The following is a 26168-nucleotide window of genomic DNA, read 5'->3' as shown; positions in this document are numbered from 1 at the left end:
AGGGGTAATAAAAGAACAAATACAGTCTTTAATAGTCTAATCGCAGACTACCGGGATCGTAAGTCTACACAAAGATTTCTGCGTACATAAAAGGGGATTGAAACTTATTTTAAAGTTTCAATCCCCTTTTATGTCAGAACTCTTTTATAGCTTACCCATACCTACATATTGGAAACCTAACACAGACATGTTTTGTGCATTTAAAGAATTTCGCCCATCTAAAATTAAAAATGGTTCCCTCATTTCTTTCTGAACTGCACCCCAATCAAGGTTAATGAATTCCGGCCATTCAGTGGCTAAAACAAGAGCGTGGCAACCTGAAGCAGCAGACATGGCATTAAGACATAGATTAAAATCCATAGAATTAAGTTTGCTAATATTCGCCATAGGGTCATAGGCAGTTACCTGAGCCCCTTCATCTAAAAGAAATTTGATTATCTCTAACGCAGGAGATTCCCTTATATCATCGGTATCAGGCTTGAAGGTGAGTCCTAAAACACCTATTTTTTTGCCATGTAAGGAGCCTAAAGAATTGCATAATTTTCGAACAGCTAGAATACGCTGCCGGGTATTTACTTCAATTACCGCTTTAAGCAAATTAAAGGTATGGCCCTTTAAGGTTGATAGGAAATCTAAGCCCCTAGTGTCCTTGGGAAAACAGGAACCACCGTAACCTAAACCTGCTTTTAGAAACTGATCCCCTATACGTCTATCCATTCCCACTGCTTGGGCCACAGGAGTAATATCAGCACCCACAAGTTCACATAAATTACCTATCTCATTGATAAAAGAAATCTTGGTAGCTAAGAAAGCATTTGAGGCATATTTTACCATTTCTGCGCTTGTAACATCCATTTTTACCACTGGTGCAGAAATATTTATAAATAAACTTTCTACTAGTTCCAGGGCCTTTGGGAAATCTCCCCCTAAAACAATACGATCAGGAAAATACCAGTCTTTAATAGCCTGACCTTCTCTTAAAAATTCCGGATTAGAAACATAGGCTGTTTCGCACTCAGAATTAGCTAAAAATCTTTTTTTAAGTTGTTCTCCTAGGCCAGGAGGTACCGTGCTTTTCATTACTAAAACCTTTGGCCTTAAGTCATAATGCTTGATGTCCCTCATTACTTGATAAATCTGCGAAAGATCAACTCTACCATCCACCTGAGACGGCGTTCCCACCGCCACCATGAGCACTTCTAGTCCCTTACAATCCGCAAAGTTTTGGGAAAATTTTAATCTTTCACTTTCTAAACCCGCTACCAAGAGTTCCTGTAAACCTTCTTCATAAAAGGGAATAATACCCTTGACTAGTTGGTTAATTTTATCCTGATCACGTTCAATACAAATAACCTCGAATTTAGATTTGGCCAAACAACAGGCTGCAACTAACCCCACATATCCGGCACCTATGACAGCAATCCTCTTCACGAAACCACACCTTCCTACTTCCTTTTAAAGCCCTTACTAAAGTTTAAAGGTGAGGTATTAAGATACCGTCTACATCACTTTAATTTTTCGTTGGCTAGTTATTAATATTAACAAAAACGTTAAAAGGAAAAATCATGACAAATCTAGCCGGGCATAACACAAAATGTTTGAACAGGATTTAGTGGGACAAGGTTCCTGTCCCCTTGTCCCACTCATCCTTTCCAGGTTTTTATCGCGAGTTCTAATTGGAAATAGAGATTGGTTTTACTTTAATGGTATTCTTATTAAGCCAAGCAAGTAAGGGCTTTTCAATAAAACTATAGGATAAGCACCCGATAATTAGTGATGATAGGGATGAAATTATGAAAATTGCAAGTGAATCTAAACCATACAATTTAAGTAACGTAATGTTCATTAGTGCTAATATTACAAAATGAGTTAAATAAATTGAGTAAGATGCATTGCCAAGATATAATAATAATCCTTTAATTTTACCTGTGGGCGAGGGAAATTGTTCTTCAAGCATAGTGGTAAATAAAATAATGATAAAAAATGGAACACCAAATGTGATTATATGAGTTTTATGCATATAGTCAAGAATATACCCGGTTGCGACATTGTACCAACAAGATATAACAAATAATATAACTCCTAAGGTTATGCTTAATCTAAGTAAATATCTAGGCAGCTTGAAATACTGTCTTATAAAAAGGTGAGCTGCAAGGCAACCCATAAAAAACTCCATGTTTTTAATTCCTAGGATGACATCTATAAGCAATATATCTGAATTTAAAGGTAAAAATAAATTTAATGTAACGGCAGCGGCCCAAATACTTAATATGGGTATTGCTAGTTTGGGTTTTAGAAGTATTAGTAAACTGAACATAAAATAAAAAAGAATCTCATAAGTAAGGGTCCAGGCCACCGGGATGATAGGTGCTTCCAAGATAGCAGTGTTAACAGGATATAATGAGAAAGTTCTTAAGATATTATCTAAATTTATACTTATCCAATAGATCAAGCCCTTCCCGGTGAAGTGCAGTAAAACAAAATGTACGGCAATTGTCATTAGGGTGTATACCCAGTAAATTGGGTAGATCCGATTAAACCTTCTTCTAATGTATTTATTAAATTGTGCTGGATTTCCGATAATAGAATAATTTGCGTAGTATATTATAAATCCACTTAGCACAAAAAAGAAGTCTACCCCGCATCGCCCCACTACTAGAAGGCCATTAAACAAATCCTTGTCAACTATTAGGTTGGCATGGCAAACTAGCACCATAACGGCTGCTAGGCCTCTAAAGATCTGTAGGTTTAGAAGAAATTTATTCTCATGGCGTATCAAACTAATATCCCGATTATCAATCATAACAACACCTCTTTTTCAGTCAATTATATATATTTAAATGATTTCCTTTAGAAAAAAATGTCGAATGATTTTTATTTAACACCAATGTTTTTCAATTAATACAATGATATTATGGCCGGAGGGATCTCCTGACGGGGATTGCTTCTGTTAGAGAATAGGAGAGGACCCGAAATATGACTCAACTTTTAGCCCAAATATTTATTAGTTGGCCTACAATTCTTGGATCGCTATTGATTTCAATTTGTGGAATTATCAGTTTTCGCCTCAGTTTTTTAGTTGTTGGTTCCTTATTAAGTATCGGTTTTGCCTGGTACTTAACGGGTTTGCCATTTTTTATATTTAAACTACTTGGTTTTACTTTACCATTGCTTCATATTGTTGCTATTTATTTTGTTAGTCACAAGTTAAGATGGGCAGCCGGACTGCTATTAACACCGCATTTAATTATTGCAGTATATTTTGGTTTAGGTGTACTAAAACAAGGTTTACATGCTATTGAGCTTTTACTGGCACAATAAAGGGCAACTACTTTCCTAAGGAGAACACAATGAAGGCTAAATTCACGTTTCTTGTTGCCCTTGTATTTTTCATAGTTGGCTATTCGCCCGATACCTTTGGGATATTTAATAATACACCCTCGCTCAAACCTTTTCCCGTAATTGGTCAACAGAAGGAACCTGCCCTGGTGAAAATCAAGGAGTTGGATGATTCATTTATCATTGACTTAAAATATGCAACCACGGATAATTTCACAGGCAAGAAAATTTATAGTCAAGACATCTGCTTAATCCATAGAAATACAGCACAAAAGCTGATATCTGCTCACAAGGAATTTAAACAGCTTGGCTACAGAATAAAAATATACGATGCCTATAGACCCTATTCCGCCCAAAGGATACTTTATGATGCTGCAGAAAATAAGTCCTTTTTGGCGGATCCTGAAAAAGGTTCCAATCATAACAGGGGGGCTGCTGTGGATATAACTTTGGTGGATGAAAAGGGTGATGAATTGCCGATGCCGTCTATGTTTGATGAGTTTAGCAAAAAATCCAGAATTGATTACTACAATACAACAAGGGAACTTATTAATAACCGTGAACTTCTCGGCAGGGTTATGATAAAACACGGGTTTAAAAGGATTGGTAATGAGTGGTGGCATTTTGATGATACAAAGGCTAAGCAATATCCTCTTTTGGATATACCATTTGAGGACTTTATGGATCCAAGGCCGAGCGGTCTTTTATCAGAGTTACAAAGTATTACCTACCCTACATATCTGTGCACGAGATGTCGGGTAGGTAGATTCACTTTCTGTTAATCTATTGATGAGAGGAGGTTATGCGGATGGATTTGCTCAGAGAGATGAATAGCGCACTTACCTATATTGAAGAAAACCTTACTAATGAAATCAACTTAAAAGAGGTAGCCAAACTGGCCTGCTGCTCCGAATATCATTTTAAAAGGATGTTTTCTTTCCTGGCGGGTGTTACTCTTTCAGAGTATATACGTCGGAGGAGACTAACACAGGCAGCCTTTGAACTGAAAAACAACAGCATAAAAGTAATTGACGTTGCAGTTAAATATGGTTACAATTCCCCAGACTCCTTTACAAGGGCTTTTCAAAGCCTGCATGGAGTAACGCCGACGGCAGCCAGGAACAATGGATACCCACTAAAAGCATATCCGCGGCTGACCTTTCAATTATCAATAAAGGGAGGAAATGAATTGAATTATCGGATTGAAGAAAAAGGGGCATTTCATATAGTTGGCATTAAGAAAAGGGTAAAAATTATTTTTAATGGAGTAAATCCGGAGATTGCTGCCATGTGGGAAAGTTTAAATGAAGAGATGATAAGCACTCTTAAAAATCTTTCTGATGTGGTACCTATTGGACTTATTAGTGCGTCCACAAATTTCTCTGAAGGACGTATGGAGGAAAAAGGGGAGCTTGATTATTATATAGGGGTGGCAACAACAGGGGAGTGTCCGGCTAATTTAACACAACTTGATGTTCAGCCTTCAACCTGGGCAGTATTTGAAGCAGTTGGACCCTTTCCTAATACCCTTCAGGATGTTTGGGGTCGTATCTATTCTGAATGGTTTCCATCATCCGGGTATGAATGTGTTGAGGGCCCTGAAATATTATGGAATGAGAACCATGATATAACATCTAAAACATTTAGAAGTGAGATATGGGTACCAGTTAGAGGGACAAGGTAGGGACAAGGGGACAGGTACCTTGTCCCGCAACAGAGAGCTAATTGCTTGCTTTGAGATAATCGTGATGGCGGGCGAATCAAGACAAAAGTTAGTGGAATATTAGTGAATTGGGAATTAATTGAAGTAGAATAAAGTAATCAGATTATCGAATTAGTAGAAAGGATTGAAGGGGCAACTATAAGTCAAATATCCAGAATAACCGGCATACCGGAAAGTGCTGTGGATATAGTGGATTGGATTTCCGGGACAAGGGACCTGTCCCCTTGTCCCGGCTACGTCTTGTTTTGAATTATTGTAAGCCGGACCCGGTTTAGTAAATATATAATAATAGCTGGTATTAGTGCGAATTTAAAGGTAGGAATACTTAGGCCTTCTGTAAGGTAAGCTGATAACTGTATAAGCCAGGTATTAATTACTAACGTAAAGAAGCCAAAAGTAATACAGTTAATAGGTAGTGAAATAAGAAGTAGTAATGGCTTTAAAAATAATGATATTATAGCTAGGAGAAAACCCGCCCAAAGGGCTGCTATAATTGAGGATAGTGATATTGCAGGGAAAAGTGTACTTGCAATATAAAATCCTAAGGAATTGGTCAAGGTTATGATAAATAGGTTTTTCATAATTTCACCCATTAATAAAATGAAACACTAACTTGATCTTTGCATATCGTTATATCTGCCATTTGCCACCTGCCCAGTTGACGTAATTCGGCTAGAAATTGTAAAAGTGTATTAATTGCTATTCTTGGTAGCTTCAGGCGGGTAGTAAAGCATTCTCCAACAACCACTAAATCTAATAAAGACCTAAGTAAATCATCAAATATAAACAAAGGGATAGGGAAGCTAAAACTCCAGGTTCCATGATGAATTTTTAGTATGATAAAGTGACTTTTGTGCTTATTCCACATATATTTCTACCTTTGTGCGTCCTTCTTTAGGGTCATCTGTATCTACATCCACCAGTTTGCCATCCACCAAGCCGGCATCAATTAATTGCACAATTTCTTCAAAATTAATCTCCCCCAGATTAATTCCTTTTTGCTCAATTTCTTGGCGAGCTTCCACTGGTATTAGCTTTAATCCGACATCCGCTAATTTTGTGGCTACTTTTAGTAAGGTTAAGGGAACATTAACGTTTACTTTAGTATGTTCGCCGCTGGAAACACGAATTCTTATAAAACGTCCATTTATATTTGAAGCATCAACAGACTTATTATCATGATCTTCCATTGCCTTCAATAATTCTAAGCCTTCGGCGGCAGTAATGGTACCATTTTGGATCATTTCCAGGATTTTAATTTTCTCATTATCCATAGGTATACACCATCCTAATAAATATTTATTATTACTTTTTTGCTTTCCTTAATTGTCGGGCAGCTTCTTCGGGGCTTATTTCACCTTTTTCCAGGGCGTCTAGAATGTTTTGGCGGACAGGTGACTCTGGGATGTTTTCGGTTCTATCAGTTCCAAAACCAAGGCTTTGTAAAACACTATCCAGACGGTTTCGGACAGTAGGGTAAGAAATACCTAATTCCTTCTCAACATCTTTAATACTGCCCCTGCACTTTAGAAAGACCTCAATGAATTCTAGCTGTTCTTGTGGTAAGCGGCAAAACTTAGATGGTAAAAACTCACCTTCAATTTTGGTGCGGCAATTGTTGCAAGCCAAATTAGTGACGATCATTTCATGTTCACAGATAGGACAACGATTTAATATTTTATTGTTAATCATGATCACCTCGATTATTAATATAACAGGTTTATGAATAATAATCAATATTGAAATTAAATATATTAATTATATCATTAACGATAATTAATATATTCAACATATTAATTAAAGACATAAAATAAATAAGCTATGCCGTTGGATTTTCTGAATACTAAAGACAATCATTATGTAATAAAATATTTTTGAAAATTTTTCAAATTTTTACTCTCTCTTAACAATAGCTAACGAATAAAATGATACAATTTGTCAAAGCATAGGCATTCTTACTGTAGACTAATAGGAGGAAAAGATGTTAAAGGCTTGTAATCAAGCAATGGCCGGGTTTAATGGCAGACTGATCATTGTAGAGGGTTGTGATGGTTCGGGAAAAAGCACACAATTATATTTACTCAAGCGTTGGCTTGAACAACAGAATTACCCTGTTTTTTTCACTGAATGGAACTCATCAGAACTAGTTAAAAAATCTACCAAGAAGGCCAAGAAGCAGAATTTGTTAACCCCAACAACCTTCAGTCTAATCCATGCCAGTGATTTTGCAGACAGGTATGAAAAGTTTATATTACCTCACTTACGAGCAGGCTACCTAGTTCTAGCAGACAGGTATATATATACTGCCTTCGCCCGCGATATAGCAAGAGGTTGTGATCCTAAATGGGTGCGGAATGTCTATAGTTTCGCTCTTAGACCCGATGTGGCCTTTTACTTCCAGGCACCGTTAAAAGTATCAATTGACAGAATACTTTCGGGTAGGAGTGAATTAAAGTATCACGAAGCAGGTATGGATTTAGGTTTAAGTCATGACCCGGTAGAGAGTTTTAAACTATTCCAGGGGATAATTAAAAGTCAGTATGACAGCATGGTAGAATCTGAGAAACTGGTGGTGATGGATGCTACCCGAAGCATAGAGCAACAGCAAAAGGAAATGAGAGAAATTGTAAGCAGGCAAATTTTAAGAGATTTTCACCCACCAACCTATGGCAAATACCTTAGTTGTAATATGCAGGGAGAATAAAATATGAATCGCAAATTATTTTTCTATGGTCAAGGGTTACCTTATTTAAAGATTAATCAATACCCAGGCACTCTTATTGTAATAGAAGGTGCTGATTGTTCGGGCAGGTCAAGCCAAATAAGTTCCTTGCGCAGTTGGCTGGAGGGGCAGGGACATGCAGTATTAGACACTGGACTCAGGAGATCAAATTTAGTGGGTAGTGCAATAGACGAGGCCAAAAAGGGAAATACCCTTGGCAAGACAACCTTGAGCCTATTGTACGCAACCGATTTCGCCGATCAACTAGAGAACAAAATTCTACCTGCCCTTGCTGCAGGCTTTGTAGTTCTGGCTGATCGCTATATATTTACACTAATGGCCAGAGATATGGTGCGTGGTGCATCAAAGGATTGGCTTAGAAAACTATTTGGTTTTGCACCAGTACCAGATATGATTTTTTATATGCAAGTAGATCCTCAAGTATTGTTGTACCGATCCTTTGAAAAATATGGAACATTGGATTATTGGGAAGCTGGTATGGATATCTGCCTATCAGGAGATATTTTTGAGAGTTTTCAAATATATCAGAGCTTATTAGCTCACCAATTTGACAAAATGGCTGAAGAGTTTAGCTTTATTATTCTTGACGGTCATGAAGCCCCAGAAACAATCCAGAAAAAAATTAGAAGAGATATTGAGAGATACTTCGATGATGGTAAGATAGTATCCGTTGTAACAGATATTATTAGCGAGGAGCAGGAGGAAGAGGGGAGGCGGTTGGCAAGTGGATAATGCACTCCATTTAGAAATGGTTTTATCCCTAGGTGAGAAATACCAATATGATCAGTTTCATGCGAGAAATGTTGAAAGATTAGCTATTTCAATTTTTGACCTGCTCAAGGAGATACATGGAATGGGAGAAGCGGAACTGACATTACTTCGTCACGGAGCATTGCTTCATGACATCGGTCAGTATATTTCTATTAAGAAGCATCACAAACATTCTGCCTATCTGATCAATTACGATGTAACTTTTGAAAAATACCCTGAACAGGAACGGTTTATTCTATCCTTGCTGGTACAAAATCATCGTAAATCTGTAAAAATTGAAGAAAGTGGTTTGCAACGCCCAAGGAAAATGATATTATCCTACCTTATTGCTATATTGAGAATTGCTGATGCTTTAGATTATTTTCACAGGGGAAATGCCAGTGTTATGCGGGTAGTCATAAATAATTCAGAGTGTATATTTGAGATAGAGGGTGTTGATGTACAAAGCCTTAAAGAACAATTAAAAAAGAAAAGTGACTTCTTTAAAAAGGTCTTTGGTTATAAGGCAGTTTTTGTTAACTACTCAGAGGAAACTAACATTATTCCAGAAGCCCACGAGGATGCACCAGATGATAAAGTCCAATGTGCGGAAGGGACAAGGGGACAGGTGCTTTGTCCCGCTACTGAAAACTGATAGCAAATATTAGAATAACCGGAATAACAGAAAGTGTTGTGGATATAGTAGATAGGAAGTAGGGACAAGGTACCTGTCCCCTTGTCCCTACTCGTGTTTAAGATACAAAGTCCTACTTGGAAAAGCAATGGATACTCCTTCGTTTTCTAAAATTTGCATAATACTAAAGTTAATATCCTCTTTTATTTTGAGATAGTCTTCCCAAACGGTCGTATTGGTAAAGAAATACAGGAAAATATCTAAGCTATTCTCATTAAAATGATCAAAGGTTACAAAGATTGTATCCTGATGAATGTGGGGGTGATTTTTTAAGAAATCCTTTATCTTATTGATAGTATTTTCTAGCTTAGTTTTAGGTGTATCATAGTTAACTCCTAAATTGAAAGTAATGCGTCTTTTCCCCATTCTACTCCAGTTGGTTATATTTTCGTTAGCTAAGGTTGCATTTGGCACTGTTACCAATGCCTGGGAAAAGGTTCTTATTCTAGTACTGCGAAATGTAATATCCTCAACAGTTCCTTCAACACTGGGGGTTGAAATCCAATCACCAATGGAGAATGGTTTTTCAGTAATAATAACTATCCCGCCAAATAAATTGCCAATTGAGTCCTTTGCTGCCAAAGCAAAGGCAAGCCCCCCCAAACCAAGTCCTGCTACAAATCCGTTCACATCATAATCAAATTCTTGAGCTATAATGCTAAAGCTGATCGCAACTATTACAAAGCGGATAGCTTTTGAAATAAAAGGAATTAATATTTTGTCAACCTCTAAGTTTGTCCGTTCATTAATCTTGGTAAATAGAAGTGAGGAAACGGAAGAGAGGTTGTATAAGCCCCAAGCAATAATTATGATTATAGAAGATCTGATTAATTTTTGAAATATATGATTTGATTGCTCAATATAAGGAAAATAACCTATTGAGACATATATACCTAAAATTAAAAATAACCATCTTACAGGATTTTCAAATGAAAGACATAGATGAGTAAAGAATTCGGTTGGTGTTCTTTTACTGATCTTTAAGAAAAGCTGGAAAACATACTTGGTGAAGAGCTTTCTAAATATCAGGAAAATAAGCAGAATGGCAATTGAGATTCCTATATTTTCTATGGTTTCATAAGGCAAAATTACTCCTTGAAACATGCAATACTCCTTTTAATTCCTAATAAGTCACTATTAGGTTATAATTCTAACACATATCTACCCAAACAGACAAACCAATATTAAATACAAGTTGTGTGTTTGGGTGTATTTTAAATTTCTGTGTATAGGAGGCAACTCTTAGGAATTATTAAGTTGTAGGGACTGACGGGCTTATGATAGAATTATAGGGTAACCTATATTTATTCAAATATTTTTAAGATAGGGGAGGGTAAAATGGAAGAAATAAAAGATATTGCAAAGGAAATCCTCCAGGCAATACTACCTATTGCCGTCCTGGTAGTAATATTTCAACTAATTCTTTTTGAAGAACCAGGGTTAATGATAGCTCAATTTTTGATCGGAGTTTTGATGGTTAGTATTGGTCTCGGGTTATTTCTTCTGGGAGTAAAGGTTGGCTTGTTGCCCCTAGGGGAAATAATCGGTTCGGAACTGCCCCAGCGTGGTTCATTTGTATTAATAATACTCTTTACCTTTTTCCTTGGTATTGCCGTGACTGTTGCTGAGCCTGATGTAAGGGTTTTAGCAGCCCAGATTGATATTGTTTCAGCAGGTGAGGTATCAAAGAATATACTAATTACCTTTGTTGCTATTGGTGTTGCCATATTTATGGCAATAGCTGTGGCGAGGCTGCTACTGGGTATACCTATTAGCTATATTCTCGTGGGCGGTTATCTCCTGGTTTTTGCACTTTCCTTGTATGTGCCGCCACATTTTGTGCCCATTTCCTTTGATTCTGGGGGTGTTACTACAGGCCCAATGACCGTACCCTTTATTCTAGCCCTTGGTGTTGGCTTGACCTCTGTATTAGGTGGAAAAAGCACCATGAGTGATAGTTTTGGATATGTGGCACTAGCTTCTATCGGACCTGTTATGGCTGTAATGATATTGGGGGTGATTTATGCATGAGTGGGCTTATTATATTTAAAGGCTTTGATCACGTTTTGGTAGAGGTGGCTGCAGCACTTCTTCCTCTATTTATAATATTTTTAGTCTTCCAGTTTTTCTTCTTGCAACTACCCAAAGAAAAAGTTATCCAGATTACCAGCGGAATGGGCTTGGCTTTTATCGGCCTGTCCCTATTTCTTCAGGGAGTACACATAGGTTTTTTCCCAGCAGGCGGGTCAATGGGTGAGCAATTGGGCAAGCTTGACAATAACTGGCTTGCGATACCTGTGGGAATAATTCTTGGTTTTGTAGCCACTATTGCCGAGCCAGCAGTTCGCATTCTTAATTACGAAGTAGAAAAAGTATCTGGTGGCTATGTTCCACAGAGGGTAATGCTGCTAACAATTTCCATTGGAGTAGCAATATCTGTAGGAGTGGCCATGGCAAGGGTTGTGTACGGAATTCCTTTGTTATATATTCTATTTCCAGGTTATCTCTTAGCATTAGCCCTTATTAGATACTCCTCCCAGACTTTTGTCGCAGTGGCCTTTGATTCAGGGGGGGTTGCTACAGGTCCTATGACGGTAACCTTTATTATGGCAATGGCAGTAGGAGTAGCGGCAGGAACAGAAGGTAGGAACCCTATGATAGAAGGTTTCGGTATGATTTCATTAGTAGCACTTGCCCCAATACTTTCGGTTTTAGTTTTGGGAATAATTTATGGTGGGAGGGATTTAGATAATGAATATGAGTCATGACCACAAATTGATTATTACAATTATAAAAAAGGGCAGATCCGAAAAAATTATTGATGCTGCCAAAAAAGCTGGGGCAAGGGGTGGTACCATTATTAATGGTCGTGGGGTCGGTATCCATGAACAAAAGAAAATTCTAGGTATACCAATTGAGCCGGAAAAGGAAATTATTCTAACCCTAATCCATAGGGATAAGGTTGATACTGTTTTACAAGCCATTGTTGAAGCTGGTAATCTCAATAAGCCTGGAACGGGAATTGGTTTTGTGCTTGATGTAGAGAAGGTAGTGGGGATTGTCTGTTTAGTGGAGCCTTTCTTAGATGGGAAGGTATGTCAGGAATGATTACGGTTGGGGCGGTTCACTGCTTAATCACAACCCTTCCTAAATGTGTCAATATTAAGGCATCTAAACAAGAAATATTAGAAACAATGTTGAACGGCTCCCCCTTTACAAGAGCTGTATACGTTACGTCTGATGATGGGGTTTTAGAGGGAATTATAACTCTACAGGATGTTTTAGAAGGGCTCGTTATAAGTCTTGGTTACAATCCACATGAAAAAGTTAAAACCTCTCAAAAGCTTTTTAAGTACTCCCCCTTTGGTACAGCAGGTGATATTATGAAATCTCCAGTATTCGTAAAAACAAATACACCATTAGAAGATGCTTTAAAAATAATGGTATTGCAAAGATTAAATGAGTTACCTGTTGTTGATGAACAAAATAAATTAATAGGTGACTTAAATGCTTTTGAAATGCTTAAATATATTTAAGAAGAGAAATAACTTTAAATCAAATTTATATTGCTAGTGTATATTATAGCATTTACATGACTGGCGGAGCATGTGGAGTATACCACAAAGGATTGTAACTGTTAATAAGTCGACCTCTTGGGTAATAACTCAGTTTATCTGTGATATTTCCCAGGTGGTTTTTCTTTTTGCTTGAGGAGAGTGTAATTGTGAAAAAATATATCTTCGAATTTTTATTAGCTATTTTAAGTTTTGCTAAAACCTCCTTTGTGTTAAAGAAAGTACTTCCAGGATTTTTTATCTTTGGCTCTATTGACAAGTAGTAGAACATAACTTACTATTACTAACATAATACGTTTCATCACGTTATGTACATTTTTATATTGTATTAATAATGTTTTGTTACGTGGTGTTGATTTTTGTATACAAAATTAAATAACTAGTTGCAATGATGCCCTAGACATAATTCATTATATGCTAGGGCATTTTTGAGCAGAAATGAACTGTCAGAATCTAGGTCTCATTAGAATTACATCAAATAAGTGAGGGGGAGATATAAAAGTCTGTGAGATATTACTTAGTTGCAAAAAATTGTTTGAAAAGAGGAGGTATTAAAATGAAAAAAATTATCACCTTGTTAATAATGTCTGTGTTGATGTTTACAGTCTGGACAGGCTGCGGGGATGCCAAAGGACAAGATGCTCCTACACAACCTAAAGCAGAGCCTATTAATCTGACAATCTCAGCAGCCGCCAGTCTTAAGGATGCAGCCGAAGAATTAAAGGGGCTTTATGCCAATGAACATCAGAATGTCAATATTACATATAATTTCGGGGCTTCCGGCACACTGCAAAAGCAGATTGAGGAAGGTGCACCGGCGGATCTCTTTATCTCAGCTGGTACGAAACAAATGGATGCACTGGATGAAAAGGGCCTGATAGTTAAAGAATCACGTAAAGATTTACTAGGGAATGATTTGGTATTAATAACTAAAAAGGATAGTCAAATTGCAGGTTTTGAAGAACTGTCCAAGCCAGAGGTGGATAAGATCAGTATCGGCACTCCTGAGTCTGTCCCTGCTGGTCAATATGCAAAAGATGCTTTAACCTCCATGAATTTATGGGATAAGCTACAGCCAAAACTTGTTCTGGCCAAGGATGTACGTCAGGTTCTTACCTATGTGGAGACCGGTAATGTCGCTGCGGGGATGGTATATAGCTCCGATGCCGTGATGGGTAAGGATATTAAAGTGGTAACTGCCGCACCGGCTGATTCCCATAAACCTATTGTTTATCCCATGGCAATATTAAAAGATACGAAGCAACAGCGGGCAGTAGAAGATTTTGTCGCATTTCTTTTAGGGGAAGAGGCAGCTAAGGTTTTCGAGAAATATGGTTTTAAAGCAATTAAAAATTAATGGGGTATAAGCTATGTTCTTACTGGCAGACTGGTCACCTGTATTATTATCGCTGCGTACAGCAGTTATTGCTGTCATTGCCGTAATCATTTTGGGATTACCATTGGCAAGGCTAATGGCCCGCAGAGAGTTCCCGGGCAAAGATTTTCTGGAATCTGCCATTACCCTGCCAATGGTATTGCCTCCCTCGGTAATTGGCTATGGCTTGCTGATGCTCATTGGTAAAAATGGCCTATTGGGTCAGACTTTGGCAAACCTTGGCATAAGCATCATTTTTACCTGGTGGGCAGCGGCTTTAGCTTCAACCGTAGTGGCCTTTCCCCTGATGTACCAGAGTGCCAAGGCAGCCTTTAAAAGTGTTGATGTGAACTATGAAAAAGCAGCCAGGACTTTAGGGGCAAGTGAGGTAAGGATCTTCTTTACCGTCACCCTCCCCCTGGCCTGGCCCGGGATATTAGCCGGAGTGGTTTTATCCTTTGCCAGAGCTTTAGGTGAATTTGGGGCCACTTTAATGGTGGCGGGTAACATTCCAGGGCAGACGTCCACTATACCTGTAGCTATCTTCTTTGCGGTGGATGCAGGGGATAATGCCACTGCCCAAACCTTAGTGGCAATTGTTACTGCCTTCAGTTTCCTGGTTATTTTTTGGGTCAACCGTTGGGCCAAACGACAAAATTATTAGCAGGTGATAACTATGTTAGATGCTCTAATTCAAAAGAAACTATGTAATTTCACTTTAAATATTAAATTGCAAGTAAAAAATGAAATATTAGTGCTATGGGGACACTCGGGCGCCGGAAAAACAACAGTTTTGCAATGCCTGGCCGGGTTAGCTAAACCTTCCTCCGGTCTTATCAAGCTAAAGGATCAGGTATTATACTCATCCGAAGAATATATTAATTTGTCACCTCAAAGTCGCAATGTAGGCTACCTGTTTCAAGACTATGCCCTGTTTCCCCATATGACCGTAAGGCAGAACGTAATGTATGGTTTAAAAGCCAAGAAGATTTTTAAGGCAAGTATTGATCCTGTGGAACTGTTAAATTCCTTCGGCGTAGGACACTTAATCGACCGTTATCCCCGCCAGCTATCCGGTGGTGAAAAACAAAGAGTGGCCTTGGCCAGGGCTCTGGCAGTTCAGCCTAAGTTGCTTTTATTAGATGAGCCCTTCAGTGCCCTGGATAAGGGTACCAGGGAATTGCTCAGGCAAGAGGTAAAAAAACTACACAGCCAGTGGCAGATTCCTTTTATTTTAGTTACCCATGATGAGGAAGATGCAAATTATTTAGGTGATCGTCTTATAGCCCTAGACAAGGGGCAAACGGGACAGGGGGACAGGTACCTTGTCCCTGTGCAGTCATGATACATATATGGGAACGAGCTCTTCCACTGACTCCTCAAAGTTGGTTTCTCTATCGGTTTTGTTTTATGGGCAGCAAAATTTGCCTGGGTAACACTAATACAGTACGGAATAGTTTGTTGACAAATTATAACTTTAAGCTATTTGTGATATTACTTATTGTTATGGTAAAATGATCTGGGGAGTAAGGGGAAGGTCCCCCCACGGACTGCAAACCCGCTGGCCTGCCTGTGACCCAGGTGGGAGTCCGGTTCGATTCCGACTTCTCCCCTCCATACTTTATTCAAGGGTCATTAGCTCAATTGGTAGAGCAGGCGACTCTTAATCGTCAGGTTGGGGGTTCGATTCCCTCATGGCCCACCATATTTGTCTAACATATTCTGAGATTTCCTGAATGGAGGGAGAACGTGTGGAAACTAGAATAGGTATTTCCACAGCTTCTTATTGCCTTTGGGATATTGAACCTGCCACTAAAATAGCTGTTAGTCAGGAGCTAGAATTTTCAAGAATAGAAATAGGATTAAGCACCATTAAAATGTTAAGATCTTTCAAGTCCTCAAGTCATCTTTTCCAGCAGTTAACTCCTTTCAAACACATAACTGTCAATGTTCCCTGGTGTCGAGTAAATTACGGGAATAACAACCAAACCAAGGTTGTTATTGACTGTCTAAAGTATCTTAACGAGCAATTGGATATTGATGCCTTTGTTTTTAGAGTAGACTGTATATCAGACTTTTCATTGATAGGTAATAGTGGCTTAAATATTTACTTAGAGAATTCTGAGAAGATAGGGAGTTGGGGCAGGCTTCAAGGTATTTTAAAATCATCTGAATATCAGTGTGTGCTAGATGTAAATAGAGCAACCAGGAATGAGAACTACCTTAGGCAAATCATAACTGAATATCCTGACAGAATTGCTGAGGTTCAACTTAACGGATATAAAGACGGATTCTACCGGGTTCCTATTACCTTCTCCAGGCAGTATAATCTAATCAATGAGGTAAAATCATTGAAAGTACCATTTATTATTGAAGGATTATTTCCCCCAGGTGATCAGTTATCAATTATCAATGAGAGAGCTATGATAAACGAAATTCTAACTAATTAGCAAATAATGTAACCCCAAAAATAAAACCAGCAATTTTAATGGACTTTTAAAGTGTCTATCTCATATTAAGGGGCTAGTTACTTGGTAGATGTCACTGTAGGATGTCAGAAAAGTTTCCTGTTAATTTTTTTTCAGTCATCTCTGATAGTTTCATGTCGGTAGCAATCTCTTTCCCCGCTCTTTCCAAAAGTAGCAGATAATTAGATATTACAGGTTGTAATTCCTCTGGTGGAGAAGTTAGAAACTTTCCTCTTGTAGCGTAAATCTCCCCGATTAATTCCATATGCATCTTTTGGGCTACTCTCTTAATCCAAAGTGAAATTACTTGAAATTCGTCTATATCAGGAAACCCACAGCTTGAAATCATCATTAATTTTGGAGCTTGAAATTCTTTTGACTTTAATTCTTGGCTGTTTTCTTCTGTAGCGTTTTGAGAATGCGGATTCCCTATCATTGTCATTCTGTCCATAAAAACTTTTAACATACCTGAAATATTTCCGAAATATACAGGTGTAGCAAAAACAATAATATTTGCTCCTGCCATAAGTGAAAGAACTCCTAACATATCATCATTAGTTACACATTGACCAGGTCCTCTTGTCCAACAAGTATGGCAACCTTTACAGTGCTTTATTTCTTTTTCAGTTAAAAATATATTTATGGCTTCTGCCCCTGCTACTTGTGCTCCCTTCAAGAAGGCACTAACCATTACATTCGTATTACTGGATTTTCCTTTGGGACTACCATTAACTACTACAATTTTCATTTATATACTTTCTTCCTTTCTAGTGCAGTTTTAGAGTAAGTCTAAATACATACTATTTCTAAACTTTTATCCAAATGTTTATCTTATTTATAGACATTATATTAAAATGTTTGAATTGTGTCAACGAGGTCATATGAAACTACTTTTATTTCAGGGTATGGTATAATCCTTTTAGAGAAATGCCATATGTGCTTTGAGGAGAAGGACTTGCCTAATATGTTGGATATGCTTGCGTCGGATATGGAAAGACACAAGTAGGGGCTGTCCTATTGTTGCTGTATGCCATCATCAGCTATCTGCGGATGCGGCGTATTGCCCCCTTGCTTTCGAGTGAAGGAGAGAATTAAAACCGTGCTAAATTATAAGAAGCCTGCATTTTGGATTATTGTAGTGGCCGTTGTTGCCTGTGTTGTTGTTGCAGCGTGTTTTTTGACGAATCCGAAGGGGCAGGATGAACCGATTGAGACACCGTTAGAAGGAACAGATTATTCTGGCTACGATGAACTTATTGCAGAGGCAAGAGACGTGCTAGAAAATTATGACGGAAACTACCCGGAAAAGGAAAAATTCAGCAGCGTATTTTATTTGCGTGGAGACTATGAAACGCTTGGTTATCTGATAAAAGATATAGATGGCAATGGCGTAGATGAACTCATATTTGGCGCAAATACGGATGGCTGGGATGACGGTAGTTGGGATGGCATCATTTATGATATCTATACGATAGTAAATGGGGAAGTGTTTCATGTACTGGACGGATGGGAACGAAACCGATATTATCTCTGTGAAAACGGTTGTATTGCCAATGAGAGCTCCAGTAGCTCCTTTGAGTCCTGCTACAACTATTATACATATAGTGGAACCGAATTGACCTTGGTGGAATCAATTCTATATTACAGTTTGCAAGATGAAGAACATCCATGGTTTTATTCAACCGAAAAGGAACCTGATATTAAAAATGCTGAACCGATCAGTCAGGACAAAGCAACGGAGATTATGAACAAATACGTACACGAACATCCGCAATACACACCCTTTGTTGAATAAGGAGTGGATATGGAAGGAACAGGTGGAGCGGGTGAACGGCATGAAGCGTGTAGCAATGTTGGGCTGACGTACGCAGATAATACATTCGGTTTGTCGGGCAGTTTGTCATAGCTGACATTGCAAAAATAGAGCAAGTCGTCTTGGTCTATCCAGAGCCGACCTGCTCTATTTAATCATTTTCCTAGGTTTAACCGGGAGAACCACTAGGATATCCATTTGGGTGCTTTTCGAAGCAACAGTCGCAGAAAGATAACCGCCAGCGCCATAAACGTCGCGGTAATGTTCGTTATCCAAATGAAATCCTCCAGTCGATAGCTGTAAAGCAAGATATTGGTAACAGCAACAAGGTCAGCATCATGGAAGAATAGTATCCAAATAGAAGCAGGTATGCAACAAAACCTAGCAGGCAGTAAACCTTATTGTACTGCAAAAAATCTACGGCGATAGGCTCCTTGCTTCTTCTTTTCCCCCTGCTTGCTAGTCTTTTATGCAGTGGCCTGAAATATAAACCAGCCATCCTTGACCGAAAACTGGTATACACCCCCATGCTTTTCCACGATATGAGCCATGCTTTTTGTGCCATAACCATGCCCCTGCTGTTTTGATACAGGAATACCCTGATGGAATAGCGGTTCTGTCTGATAGCTGTTGCGGATGTCAATGCACAGCTTATTATTTTTGGAATACACACGCAGCTTGATATAGCGTTCATTGCTGTCGGCTATATTTTCACAGGCATGTATGGCGTTTTCCAAAGCATTGGACAATAGTGAACAAAGCTCGGTGTCGCTAAACGGAAGCGAGTCAGGTAGCTTCGCTTCTACCGTCAATTGGATTCCCGATTGTTTTGCTTTGGAGGCGAAAGCGGACAAAATCAGATTGACGGTTTCATTTTCACAAAAGCGCATGGGAGTGATGGCTTCCATGTCGGACTGGGCAGTCCGTAGATACTCTTTGATTTCCGCTATGCGTTCCTCGGATGCCAGACCCTGTAAAAGAGCGAAATGGTGGCGCATATCGTGCCGATAGGCCACGGCATTCTGATGCATCTGCCGCAGAGAAGCAAATTCTGTTTGTGCCTGCCGGAACTGCGTATCCAGCATATCCCGCTCTCTTTGGATACTTGCCTGTTTTTGTGTTTCGGCATAGTAAAGGAGGACAAAAACAAAATAGAATGCTGATGTCACGAAGGGCATGAACTGTACAGCCGCGCGTGTTCCACTATACATAAAATCGGTGTAAACAGTGGCGGTATAGTCGAACAGATAGTAAAAAGCCGGCATGGCTCCAAACAGCAGACAGGATTTAACGGAGCGTTCCATCAGATGCCGAACAGATTTCACCACATATTTTTGCAGGAAATAGTACATCAGAAACACAGCCGCGATATAGCTGACATGGTTTATGGAAGCACTGTCAAAAGCGGCACCTGCGACACTGCCGATCCAACGGGCAGGCTGGCAGCACAAGAAGGAGGCAAACACGCTGGTTACTGAAATCAGCCACGGGCGCTTTAAGTACACAATGATAAAAATAGCAACCGGCAAATGGGAAAGCAGCGGATATAGTTTTATAGTCATGTCCATGCCCCAGATTCGCAAGCAGACTAGTTGCAAAATAAATATAACGAAGGTAAAGCATCCGAAAGCCAGATAATTTTTCCGCGTACGCGCCATTCCGGCAAAACTGACCGCAACCGCCGCACCGAATAACAGGGCAAACCAATAGCGAGAGAACGCAATGACAATTTCTATCATTTCGATTCATTATCCCTCCATTTGATAAGCCAGATAGTGCTGTTTAATCTCCCGTGCCTTGCCCTGTGCAACAGGAACGGACGAAAGGGTCTGTAAAGTCACCCGATGATTTTCAATGGTATCCACATACTGCATATTCACAATGAAGGAGCGGTGGGTTTTGATGAAACACCCATATTTCAGCAGATTGTCGCAGACGGAGGAAAAGGGTTCTGTGCATTCGATTACCTTACCGGAGCGCAGGTGATACAACACATTTCTGCCGATGACCTCGGCAAAAACCAAATTGGATATTAGTATTTTTTGAATGCCCTCATTACTCTTTACGATAACCGCATCCTCATTTTTTTCCGCTTTTATCTGCTCCAGCATTTCGTCAAAGGTGAAGAATAATTTTTCCTTCGATATAGGCTTTAATACATAGTTAATTGCTTTCACCGAATAGCTTTCCAAAGCAAACTCAGGCGATGAGGTAAAGAATATAATCGGCGCAGTTTTGTCAAAAACACGGATTTCCTTTGCGATATCAATGCCCATAAAACCCGGCATAATGATATCCAGACAGTATATATCAAACCTCTTTCCCTTTTCTAAGGCCGAAACCAGATCAAATCCGTTTGGAAAGACGGCGTATTCGCAGTGCAGATGTTTAGAAGTTCGGTACAGGTCTATAAGCTGAACCATATTGGCTAGCTCGTCAATATTGTCATCACAGACCGCAATCTGCAGCATAAGCAATCCTCCATTTCTTTATTTCTCCACGATAAGTTTACCTTAAAAATCGAATATCCGAAACTATGTTTCATGCAGAAAAAGCTATGTTTCATGCAGCGGGCGGTTTTTTGGGGGGGATTTCTGATAGGTTGAGAGCGGGGACTTCATTTCGTCCAACCAACAATATTTTAGGAGGAACGACTCTATGATAAAGAGACTTACGAGCATCCTGCTCACCCTGTGCATGGTGCTGACCCTGCTGCCGGTTACGGCATATGCATCCCATCCCAACAACCCCACACCGAAAAACGGCTGGTACTATCTTCGGTGCATGGGCAACTATCTCAACCTTGACGCAAACGGCAACGCGGAACTGCGCGACAAAACCAATACCCCGGAAGGAAACACAAAATGGCTTCTGCGCAACCTCGGAGGTTACGCGTATGCTTTGGAGACGGTGGACGGCAAGCGTTTGGGTATATCCAGCATATCGAACGGCGTGCGGGTAAAGGTGTTGGCAAATGACCCGAATAACCCTTTGCTGAGCTGGCGGCTCTGCGGCGAAAATAAACCCAGCAAGGATATTTGCAGCCTGCGCCCAATCGACAATCAAGATATGATATTGAACGCCTCCGGTCAGCAAAAGGCGGACGGAACCGCAATTATTTTATGGACCCATATAGACAAATGGGTTTGTCCGGTAGAACCTGTCCCTGACGGGCCCGAACATAGCGAGTTCCGGTTTATCCCTGCAGACAACCCCGACGCAGGCACCGCAAAAGCGCCCGCCACCGGTTGGTACTGTCTGGAAGTGTTCAGCGGCAACAACCAGCGAACGCTAAACATAGATGCCTCGGGCAATGCGGAATTGAACCGCTGGAACTCATCCACAGAGGGAACTCGGGAGTTCTATGTGGAAAACAAGGGGAACAATCAAATAACCGCGAGAATGAAGGACGGAAGATATCTGGGCATCGCCGACCCCATAACGGACGGCACACGGGTAAAGGCGGTGAGCAGTCCGTATCTTTGGAACGCCTACAAAGAAAACACCGCTGGCTTAAAATCAAGCTACGAACGGTGCAGCCTGCGACCTCCCGCTGCCACTACGATGGCAATAAACGCCTCAAATAAAAAAAGCGACATTGGAACCCCCGTTATCCTGTGGACAGAAAAGAACATGGACGCCCCCAGTCATGCCGAGTGGACGTTTACTGTTTTAAGAGAAGACCAAATCCCGAACGTGCAATTGTCAACGAAACCTACCCCAGCGCCGGTCACATCGCCCACCAGCACGGTCACCGCCACACCAAGCAAGACGAGTTTTGTTATGAACAGCAAGCCCGTATCCGTGACAGCGGCGTACACCATAAATAGCACCAATTACTTGCAGCTTCGCGCAATCGCTGCAATGTTAAACGGCACCGCTGCACAATTCGACGTGGGCTGGGACGGACAGTATGTCGAGATTGAGCCCGGAAAGTCATACAGCGGTGCGGTTACCGAAACCAAGCTCCAAAATACAATGAATGTTAGGCAGAGCGGTACGAAGTTCAAGATGAACGGTGAAGTCTTTACCTTTGCGGATGCCCGACTGATTGACGGCGATACTAACTACCTCCAGCTGCGCGAGTTCGCACAAAAACTCTCCGGCACAGCATCGCAATTCAATATGTACTGGGACAGTGCGGCAGGTCAGGCAGTCATTAAGCCCGGCGTGGCCTATACGGGGTCAGCATCATAATGACTATCAGAGGGGTGTAACACCTTTTTCATATCCAAAATCATGTTTCATGTCGAAAAAATTATGTTTCATGCAGCGGACGGTTTTTTGAGGGAATTTTTGATAGATTGAATTCAAGGGAATATTCCCTGTACACAACCCAATAGAAACTTGAGGCGAACCTGTCGATATGTTTCCGAGCATCTCATTGGAGTAATCACGCATAGAAACTGAAAAATGGGCAGACGGACGAAATTGTGTCTGTCTGTCCGTAAAAATAAACAAGGAGGAAACTTTACTATGCTGACAACTTTCATCGCAATCATCGCAATCGCTGCGGTCATTGTTCTATGGATAATCTCTACGCAGCGCAAGCTGGTAGTGCTTGATGAGAATATCAGCAATGCCATGAGCCAGATCGGGGTGCAGCTGTCAAGCCGTTTTGATGCTCTGACGGCTCTTTTGGATTTGACAAAGGGCTATGCCAAGCACGAAAGCGAAACACTGATTGAAACAATCAAATCAAGAAGAAGTGTGATTACGGCAAAATCCACACCGAATGATGTGATGCGCCAAGAAGGGATTATTTCCGAAGCTTTGGGCAGGATTGCCATGGTGACGGAGCAATACCCCGAATTAAAGGCAAACCAAACATATATCAAAACCATGGACGCAGTGCAAACCTTTGAAAACATGGTGCGCACCAGCCGCCTGATTTACAACGATAGCGTGACGAAGCTCAACCGTGAAATCCGAATGTTCCCGGTCTCCATGATTGCCGGAATGTTAGGCTTTCAGCAAAGAGACTATCTTGTGGAGCAGGCGGCCAAGGCTGATATGCCCAGCATGAAATGAGGTGTTCTATGCGTAAAAGAGTGAGCGGCCTGATTCTGTGCTTTTTCCTGCTATTTGCTCTAGCTCTCCCTGCCTTTGCAGGGAATCAGGTACATACCATTGATATTCAGGCTGTCCTCTACGAGGACGGCTCCGTGCACATCACCCAGAACTGGGAAGGGCGCTTTGAGGAAGGAACCGAAAGCTATATTCCCATGAATGCGCCCGATTACTTGACCATCAGCGAGCTTACGGTATCTGACCAAAACGGTATCTATGATACAGTGCCGGATTGGAACATTGACTGGAGCTTTGAAGAAAAGGCAAGAAGATGCGGAATTCATGATACGGACAGTGGTTATGAAATCTGCTTTGGCATCAGCCGGTACGGGCAAAACCGCTACACCATTGAATATAAGTTGGATAACGTGGTAGGTGGATATGCCGACAAAGACGGCGTAAATTTCTGATTTGTGGGTGACGGAATGAATACAACACCCACCGATGTGACGGTTCAAATCCGCCTTGCGGATGGCACACCCATCACCGATGAAATTGCCGATGTATGGGGCTTTGGCTTCGCAGGCGAGGTGGTATTTGAAAATGGAAGTATCGTTGCCCGTACAGATACCCCGATGGATGACCAAAACCATGTGACGGTACTGCTTTCCATGGAGAAAGGACTCCTATCCCCCTCACGGCAGGAATCAGGGAGTTTCGAGGAAGTGCGGAAAAAAGCCTTTGAGGGCAGTGATTACGATAACGTCGGCTCCACCGGCGAAGAAGTATCCGCCATTGCGGCAATCATCACGACACTGCTGTCCATCGGGCTTCCCATCATGCTGATTATTTGGATTCGCAGGAGAAAAAAGAAAAGCGCAGAGAAAAAAATGCAAAGGTTCGCAGAGCGGTTCGGTTATTTTAGGGATATTCCCAACGAGGGCAGACTGAGTGCCACCTATGCGTTAGGGAGAATGTTTGGTGTGTGTGAGGATGGAGCGATTCTTGCCACAGGGATGCTGCGGCTTACCCAGCTGGGTTGCCTGGCCCCTGTGGAAACGCAGGAAGTCGGCTTTATGGGCAAGACCAAGGAAGCGGTCAGCCTGCGGTTGATGGGTAGCCATCATGACAAAATGAACGAGTACGATGAGTACCTTTATACGGTATTGGAGGGTGCGGCCGGTTCGGATGCCACCTTGCAGGCAAAGGAACTGGAACGCTTTGTAAATCAAAATGATAAGCTGCTTCGTGCTTATATTCAAAAGCATGACAGTGCGGGCAGAGCCTATTTGAATCAAAAGCAGTGCCTGAAACGGTGGAATATTCCTGCCAAGCTAACTGACCTGACGCCAGCCGGTGAAAAAGAGCTGGGCGAGCTGCTGGGGCTCAAACGGTATTTGGAGGACTTTTCACTGGTTGCCGAGCGGGGCGTTAAGGAAATGCCGATTTGGCGGGAGCTGCTGACCTACGCCATGCTGTTTGGCATAGCTGATCAGGTGGCGGAGCAAATGAAAGAGTTATATCCGGCACTTTCTTCCGAACTAACTGATTACAAACAGAGCATGGTTTCAGCCTATTCCTATCACTATTTGCTTTACAGCAATATGAAGAAAGCTGAACAACAGCGCGAACAGGAAAAGCGCAGCGGCGGAGGCGGTGGATTTACTTCCTTTGGCGGAGGCGGCGGTTCCATTGGTGGCGGTTCAGGCGGCGGAACGAGATAATAATTGATAACATACGGAGGATAAGATAATGGGCTTATTTTCAAAAAAACCCCCTTGCCCCATCTGCGGCGGCAAAATTTCGTGGTTTCTACCATCGAAAATCGAGGGCGAATACATCTGTGACACCTGCCACAACAAGATCGATATGGAGACCAACAAGGAAGAAGATTTGACGATGCAGGGCTTTCGGGAATATTTGGTGTTCTACGATCAAAACCAGCTGCTGAAAGGTCAGTTTGTTATTTCGCAGCGGATTGACTTCGGCTTTTGGGATACCAAAATCATCTTTGATTACCAGAACAAACTGTTCTGCATGAGCAAAAACCCTGACAAAACCGTATTTGAGGGCAAACAGCTGAAATCCTTTACCATTAAAGAGAACAGCACGCCCCTGTTCGAGGGTTCGGCGGCTGGCATACGCCGCTATGCCAGCACTGTGCCGGAGCGCGCCATGGCCATGGCACCGCAAATTGCCCAGTATATGATGAACAGGCAGATGGCCCGCGCCCTTGACAAGCTGGATGACGGCAAGCAAAACAGGTCAGCACCCATGCCGTATTTTGATGTGCCAGAACCCTTTCAGGTGTTTAACGTGGAGCTGCATTTCGACCACCCCTACTGGACGGTGATTAAATGCGATATGGACGGCCCCCGATTTAATAATAACTGCCCGGATGTGAACGACTACATCCGCTCGTATCAGCGCAGCATTGAGGAAATTGAAAAGCTGGTGACTGCATTCAAGACGGTGGCCTTTCCGGAAACACCGGATCAGTCCATTGGCCTTGGTGCGGCGGGGGCAAAGGCGGTACATACAACCACTGCATTTCCCGTCGATGCCATCGAGGAAATCAAAAAATATAAGGCACTAATGGATGAGGGTATCATTTCCCAGCAGGAGTTTGATGCAAAGAAAAGGCAACTGCTTGGGATTTGAAGAAAACCGCTATATCT

The 26168-nt window shown here is 41.1% G+C and carries 29 protein-coding genes, 2 tRNA genes and 1 riboswitch; of the genes, 22 read left to right on the top strand and 9 right to left on the bottom strand.

Annotated elements, in window-relative coordinates; all coding sequences use genetic code 11:
* Window positions 1–144: 144 nt before the first annotated feature.
* Complete coding sequence (locus P6N53_RS06005) at window positions 145–1431, bottom strand: UDP-glucose dehydrogenase family protein (RefSeq protein WP_304541883.1); 1287 nt, start codon at window positions 1429–1431, stop codon at window positions 145–147.
* Between the two features lie 241 nt (window positions 1432–1672).
* On the bottom strand, window positions 1673–2803 hold the full coding sequence (locus P6N53_RS06000; protein ID WP_304541882.1) for an acyltransferase family protein: 1131 nt from the start codon (window positions 2801–2803) through the stop codon (window positions 1673–1675).
* 173 nt (window positions 2804–2976) lie between these two features.
* On the opposite strand from P6N53_RS06000, the gene P6N53_RS05995 reads away from it, so the two are divergent.
* The 3 genes from P6N53_RS05995 to P6N53_RS05985 are packed head-to-tail and all read left to right on the top strand — an operon-like array spanning window position 2977 to window position 5023.
* Window positions 2977–3321: a hypothetical protein gene (locus P6N53_RS05995; protein ID WP_304541881.1), complete on the top strand. Its 345-nt coding sequence runs from the start codon at window positions 2977–2979 to the stop codon at window positions 3319–3321.
* A 29-nt stretch (window positions 3322–3350) separates the two neighbouring features.
* Complete coding sequence (gene ddpX, locus P6N53_RS05990) at window positions 3351–4121, top strand: D-alanyl-D-alanine dipeptidase (RefSeq protein WP_304541880.1); 771 nt, start codon at window positions 3351–3353, stop codon at window positions 4119–4121.
* A gap of 26 nt (window positions 4122–4147) precedes the next feature.
* Entirely contained in the window at window positions 4148–5023 is an 876-nt protein-coding gene (locus P6N53_RS05985; protein ID WP_304541879.1) for an AraC family transcriptional regulator, read from the top strand.
* A gap of 272 nt (window positions 5024–5295) precedes the next feature.
* Here the strand turns inward: P6N53_RS05985 and P6N53_RS05980 are convergent, their stop codons facing one another.
* The 3 genes from P6N53_RS05980 to P6N53_RS05970 all read right to left on the bottom strand — a co-directional run bounded on the left by P6N53_RS05980 (window position 5296) and on the right by P6N53_RS05970 (window position 6754).
* Window positions 5296–5643, bottom strand: a complete 348-nt coding sequence (locus P6N53_RS05980; protein WP_304541878.1) for a phage holin family protein — start codon at window positions 5641–5643, stop codon at window positions 5296–5298.
* 276 nt (window positions 5644–5919) lie between these two features.
* The gene (locus P6N53_RS05975) at window positions 5920–6336 is read right to left on the bottom strand and encodes an SHOCT-like domain-containing protein (protein WP_304541877.1); all 417 of its coding nucleotides are present in this window, start codon (window positions 6334–6336) and stop codon (window positions 5920–5922) included.
* Window positions 6337–6367: 31 nt separating this feature from the next.
* Complete coding sequence (locus P6N53_RS05970) at window positions 6368–6754, bottom strand: DUF2089 domain-containing protein (protein ID WP_304541876.1); 387 nt, start codon at window positions 6752–6754, stop codon at window positions 6368–6370.
* Window positions 6755–7043: 289 nt separating this feature from the next.
* Between P6N53_RS05970 and tmk the strand changes: the two genes are divergently transcribed.
* From tmk to P6N53_RS05955, 3 genes are read left to right on the top strand one after another with little or no spacing between them, the layout of a single operon-like run.
* Entirely contained in the window at window positions 7044–7766 is a 723-nt protein-coding gene (gene tmk / locus P6N53_RS05965) for a dTMP kinase (RefSeq protein WP_304541875.1), read from the top strand.
* Between the two features lie 3 nt (window positions 7767–7769).
* The gene (locus P6N53_RS05960; protein WP_304541874.1) at window positions 7770–8537 is read left to right on the top strand and encodes a dTMP kinase; all 768 of its coding nucleotides are present in this window, start codon (window positions 7770–7772) and stop codon (window positions 8535–8537) included.
* Window positions 8530–9210, top strand: coding sequence for an HD domain-containing protein (locus P6N53_RS05955; protein WP_304541873.1), 681 nt, complete (start codon window positions 8530–8532; stop codon window positions 9208–9210). The genes P6N53_RS05960 and P6N53_RS05955 overlap by 8 nt, the downstream gene beginning before the upstream one ends.
* A gap of 87 nt (window positions 9211–9297) precedes the next feature.
* Here the strand turns inward: P6N53_RS05955 and P6N53_RS05950 are convergent, their stop codons facing one another.
* The gene (locus tag P6N53_RS05950) at window positions 9298–10353 is read right to left on the bottom strand and encodes a mechanosensitive ion channel family protein (RefSeq protein ID WP_304541872.1); all 1056 of its coding nucleotides are present in this window, start codon (window positions 10351–10353) and stop codon (window positions 9298–9300) included.
* Between the two features lie 234 nt (window positions 10354–10587).
* Here P6N53_RS05950 and P6N53_RS05945 point away from each other — a divergent pair, with 234 nt between their 5' ends.
* From P6N53_RS05945 to P6N53_RS05900, 10 genes are all read left to right on the top strand, one after another.
* Window positions 10588–11280: a DUF1538 domain-containing protein gene (locus tag P6N53_RS05945; RefSeq protein WP_304541871.1), complete on the top strand. Its 693-nt coding sequence runs from the start codon at window positions 10588–10590 to the stop codon at window positions 11278–11280.
* Window positions 11277–12017 (top strand): DUF1538 domain-containing protein, encoded by a 741-nt coding sequence (locus P6N53_RS05940; protein WP_304541869.1) that lies wholly within the window; start codon window positions 11277–11279, stop codon window positions 12015–12017. The genes P6N53_RS05945 and P6N53_RS05940 overlap by 4 nt, the downstream gene beginning before the upstream one ends.
* On the top strand, window positions 12001–12357 hold the full coding sequence (locus tag P6N53_RS05935) for a P-II family nitrogen regulator (protein WP_304541868.1): 357 nt from the start codon (window positions 12001–12003) through the stop codon (window positions 12355–12357). Before P6N53_RS05940 ends, P6N53_RS05935 begins: the two co-directional genes overlap by 17 nt.
* On the top strand, window positions 12345–12785 hold the full coding sequence (locus P6N53_RS05930) for a CBS domain-containing protein (RefSeq protein ID WP_304541866.1): 441 nt from the start codon (window positions 12345–12347) through the stop codon (window positions 12783–12785). The genes P6N53_RS05935 and P6N53_RS05930 overlap by 13 nt, the downstream gene beginning before the upstream one ends.
* A 46-nt stretch (window positions 12786–12831) precedes the next feature.
* Window positions 12832–12915: riboswitch (ZMP/ZTP riboswitch) on the top strand.
* 465 nt (window positions 12916–13380) lie between these two features.
* Complete coding sequence (gene modA / locus P6N53_RS05925; RefSeq protein ID WP_304541865.1) at window positions 13381–14181, top strand: molybdate ABC transporter substrate-binding protein; 801 nt, start codon at window positions 13381–13383, stop codon at window positions 14179–14181.
* A 13-nt stretch (window positions 14182–14194) separates the two neighbouring features.
* A complete protein-coding gene (modB, locus tag P6N53_RS05920) occupies window positions 14195–14863 on the top strand; it encodes a molybdate ABC transporter permease subunit (protein WP_304541863.1) in 669 nt (222 codons plus the stop codon).
* Between the two features lie 12 nt (window positions 14864–14875).
* Window positions 14876–15544, top strand: coding sequence for an ATP-binding cassette domain-containing protein (locus P6N53_RS05915; RefSeq protein ID WP_304541861.1), 669 nt, complete (start codon window positions 14876–14878; stop codon window positions 15542–15544).
* Window positions 15545–15720: 176 nt separating this feature from the next.
* A tRNA-His gene (locus P6N53_RS05910) sits at window positions 15721–15816 on the top strand.
* A 12-nt stretch (window positions 15817–15828) separates the two neighbouring features.
* Window positions 15829–15904 (top strand) — tRNA-Lys (locus tag P6N53_RS05905).
* A 46-nt stretch (window positions 15905–15950) separates the two neighbouring features.
* Window positions 15951–16649: a hypothetical protein gene (locus P6N53_RS05900; RefSeq protein ID WP_304541859.1), complete on the top strand. Its 699-nt coding sequence runs from the start codon at window positions 15951–15953 to the stop codon at window positions 16647–16649.
* Between the two features lie 91 nt (window positions 16650–16740).
* On the opposite strand, the gene P6N53_RS05895 is transcribed toward P6N53_RS05900, so the two are convergent.
* The gene (locus P6N53_RS05895; RefSeq protein WP_304541857.1) at window positions 16741–17415 is read right to left on the bottom strand and encodes a flavodoxin family protein; all 675 of its coding nucleotides are present in this window, start codon (window positions 17413–17415) and stop codon (window positions 16741–16743) included.
* 351 nt (window positions 17416–17766) lie between these two features.
* Between P6N53_RS05895 and P6N53_RS05890 the strand changes: the two genes are divergently transcribed.
* Complete coding sequence (locus P6N53_RS05890; protein WP_304541855.1) at window positions 17767–18462, top strand: hypothetical protein; 696 nt, start codon at window positions 17767–17769, stop codon at window positions 18460–18462.
* 485 nt (window positions 18463–18947) lie between these two features.
* On the opposite strand, the gene P6N53_RS05885 is transcribed toward P6N53_RS05890, so the two are convergent.
* Both P6N53_RS05885 and P6N53_RS05880 read right to left on the bottom strand, forming a co-directional pair.
* The gene (locus tag P6N53_RS05885) at window positions 18948–20219 is read right to left on the bottom strand and encodes a sensor histidine kinase (protein WP_304541854.1); all 1272 of its coding nucleotides are present in this window, start codon (window positions 20217–20219) and stop codon (window positions 18948–18950) included.
* 9 nt (window positions 20220–20228) lie between these two features.
* A complete protein-coding gene (locus P6N53_RS05880; RefSeq protein ID WP_304541853.1) occupies window positions 20229–20951 on the bottom strand; it encodes a LytR/AlgR family response regulator transcription factor in 723 nt (240 codons plus the stop codon).
* Between the two features lie 187 nt (window positions 20952–21138).
* Here P6N53_RS05880 and P6N53_RS05875 point away from each other — a divergent pair, with 187 nt between their 5' ends.
* From P6N53_RS05875 to P6N53_RS05855, 5 genes are all read left to right on the top strand, one after another.
* Entirely contained in the window at window positions 21139–22677 is a 1539-nt protein-coding gene (locus P6N53_RS05875; RefSeq protein ID WP_304541852.1) for an RICIN domain-containing protein, read from the top strand.
* Between the two features lie 279 nt (window positions 22678–22956).
* Window positions 22957–23511, top strand: coding sequence for a LemA family protein (locus P6N53_RS05870; RefSeq protein WP_304541850.1), 555 nt, complete (start codon window positions 22957–22959; stop codon window positions 23509–23511).
* A gap of 134 nt (window positions 23512–23645) precedes the next feature.
* Complete coding sequence (locus P6N53_RS05865) at window positions 23646–23960, top strand: hypothetical protein (RefSeq protein WP_304541849.1); 315 nt, start codon at window positions 23646–23648, stop codon at window positions 23958–23960.
* A 15-nt stretch (window positions 23961–23975) separates the two neighbouring features.
* Window positions 23976–25214, top strand: a complete 1239-nt coding sequence (locus P6N53_RS05860) for a DUF2207 family protein (protein ID WP_304541847.1) — start codon at window positions 23976–23978, stop codon at window positions 25212–25214.
* Window positions 25215–25242: 28 nt separating this feature from the next.
* Complete coding sequence (locus P6N53_RS05855) at window positions 25243–26151, top strand: DUF4428 domain-containing protein (RefSeq protein ID WP_304541845.1); 909 nt, start codon at window positions 25243–25245, stop codon at window positions 26149–26151.
* Window positions 26152–26168: the final 17 nt, after the last annotated feature.

Origin of the sequence: Desulforamulus aquiferis (assembly GCF_030577015.1) — a bacterium.
Taxonomy (GTDB): domain Bacteria; phylum Bacillota; class Desulfotomaculia; order Desulfotomaculales; family Desulfotomaculaceae; genus Desulfotomaculum; species Desulfotomaculum aquiferis.
This window is presented reverse-complemented; position numbering and strand designations above follow the sequence as displayed.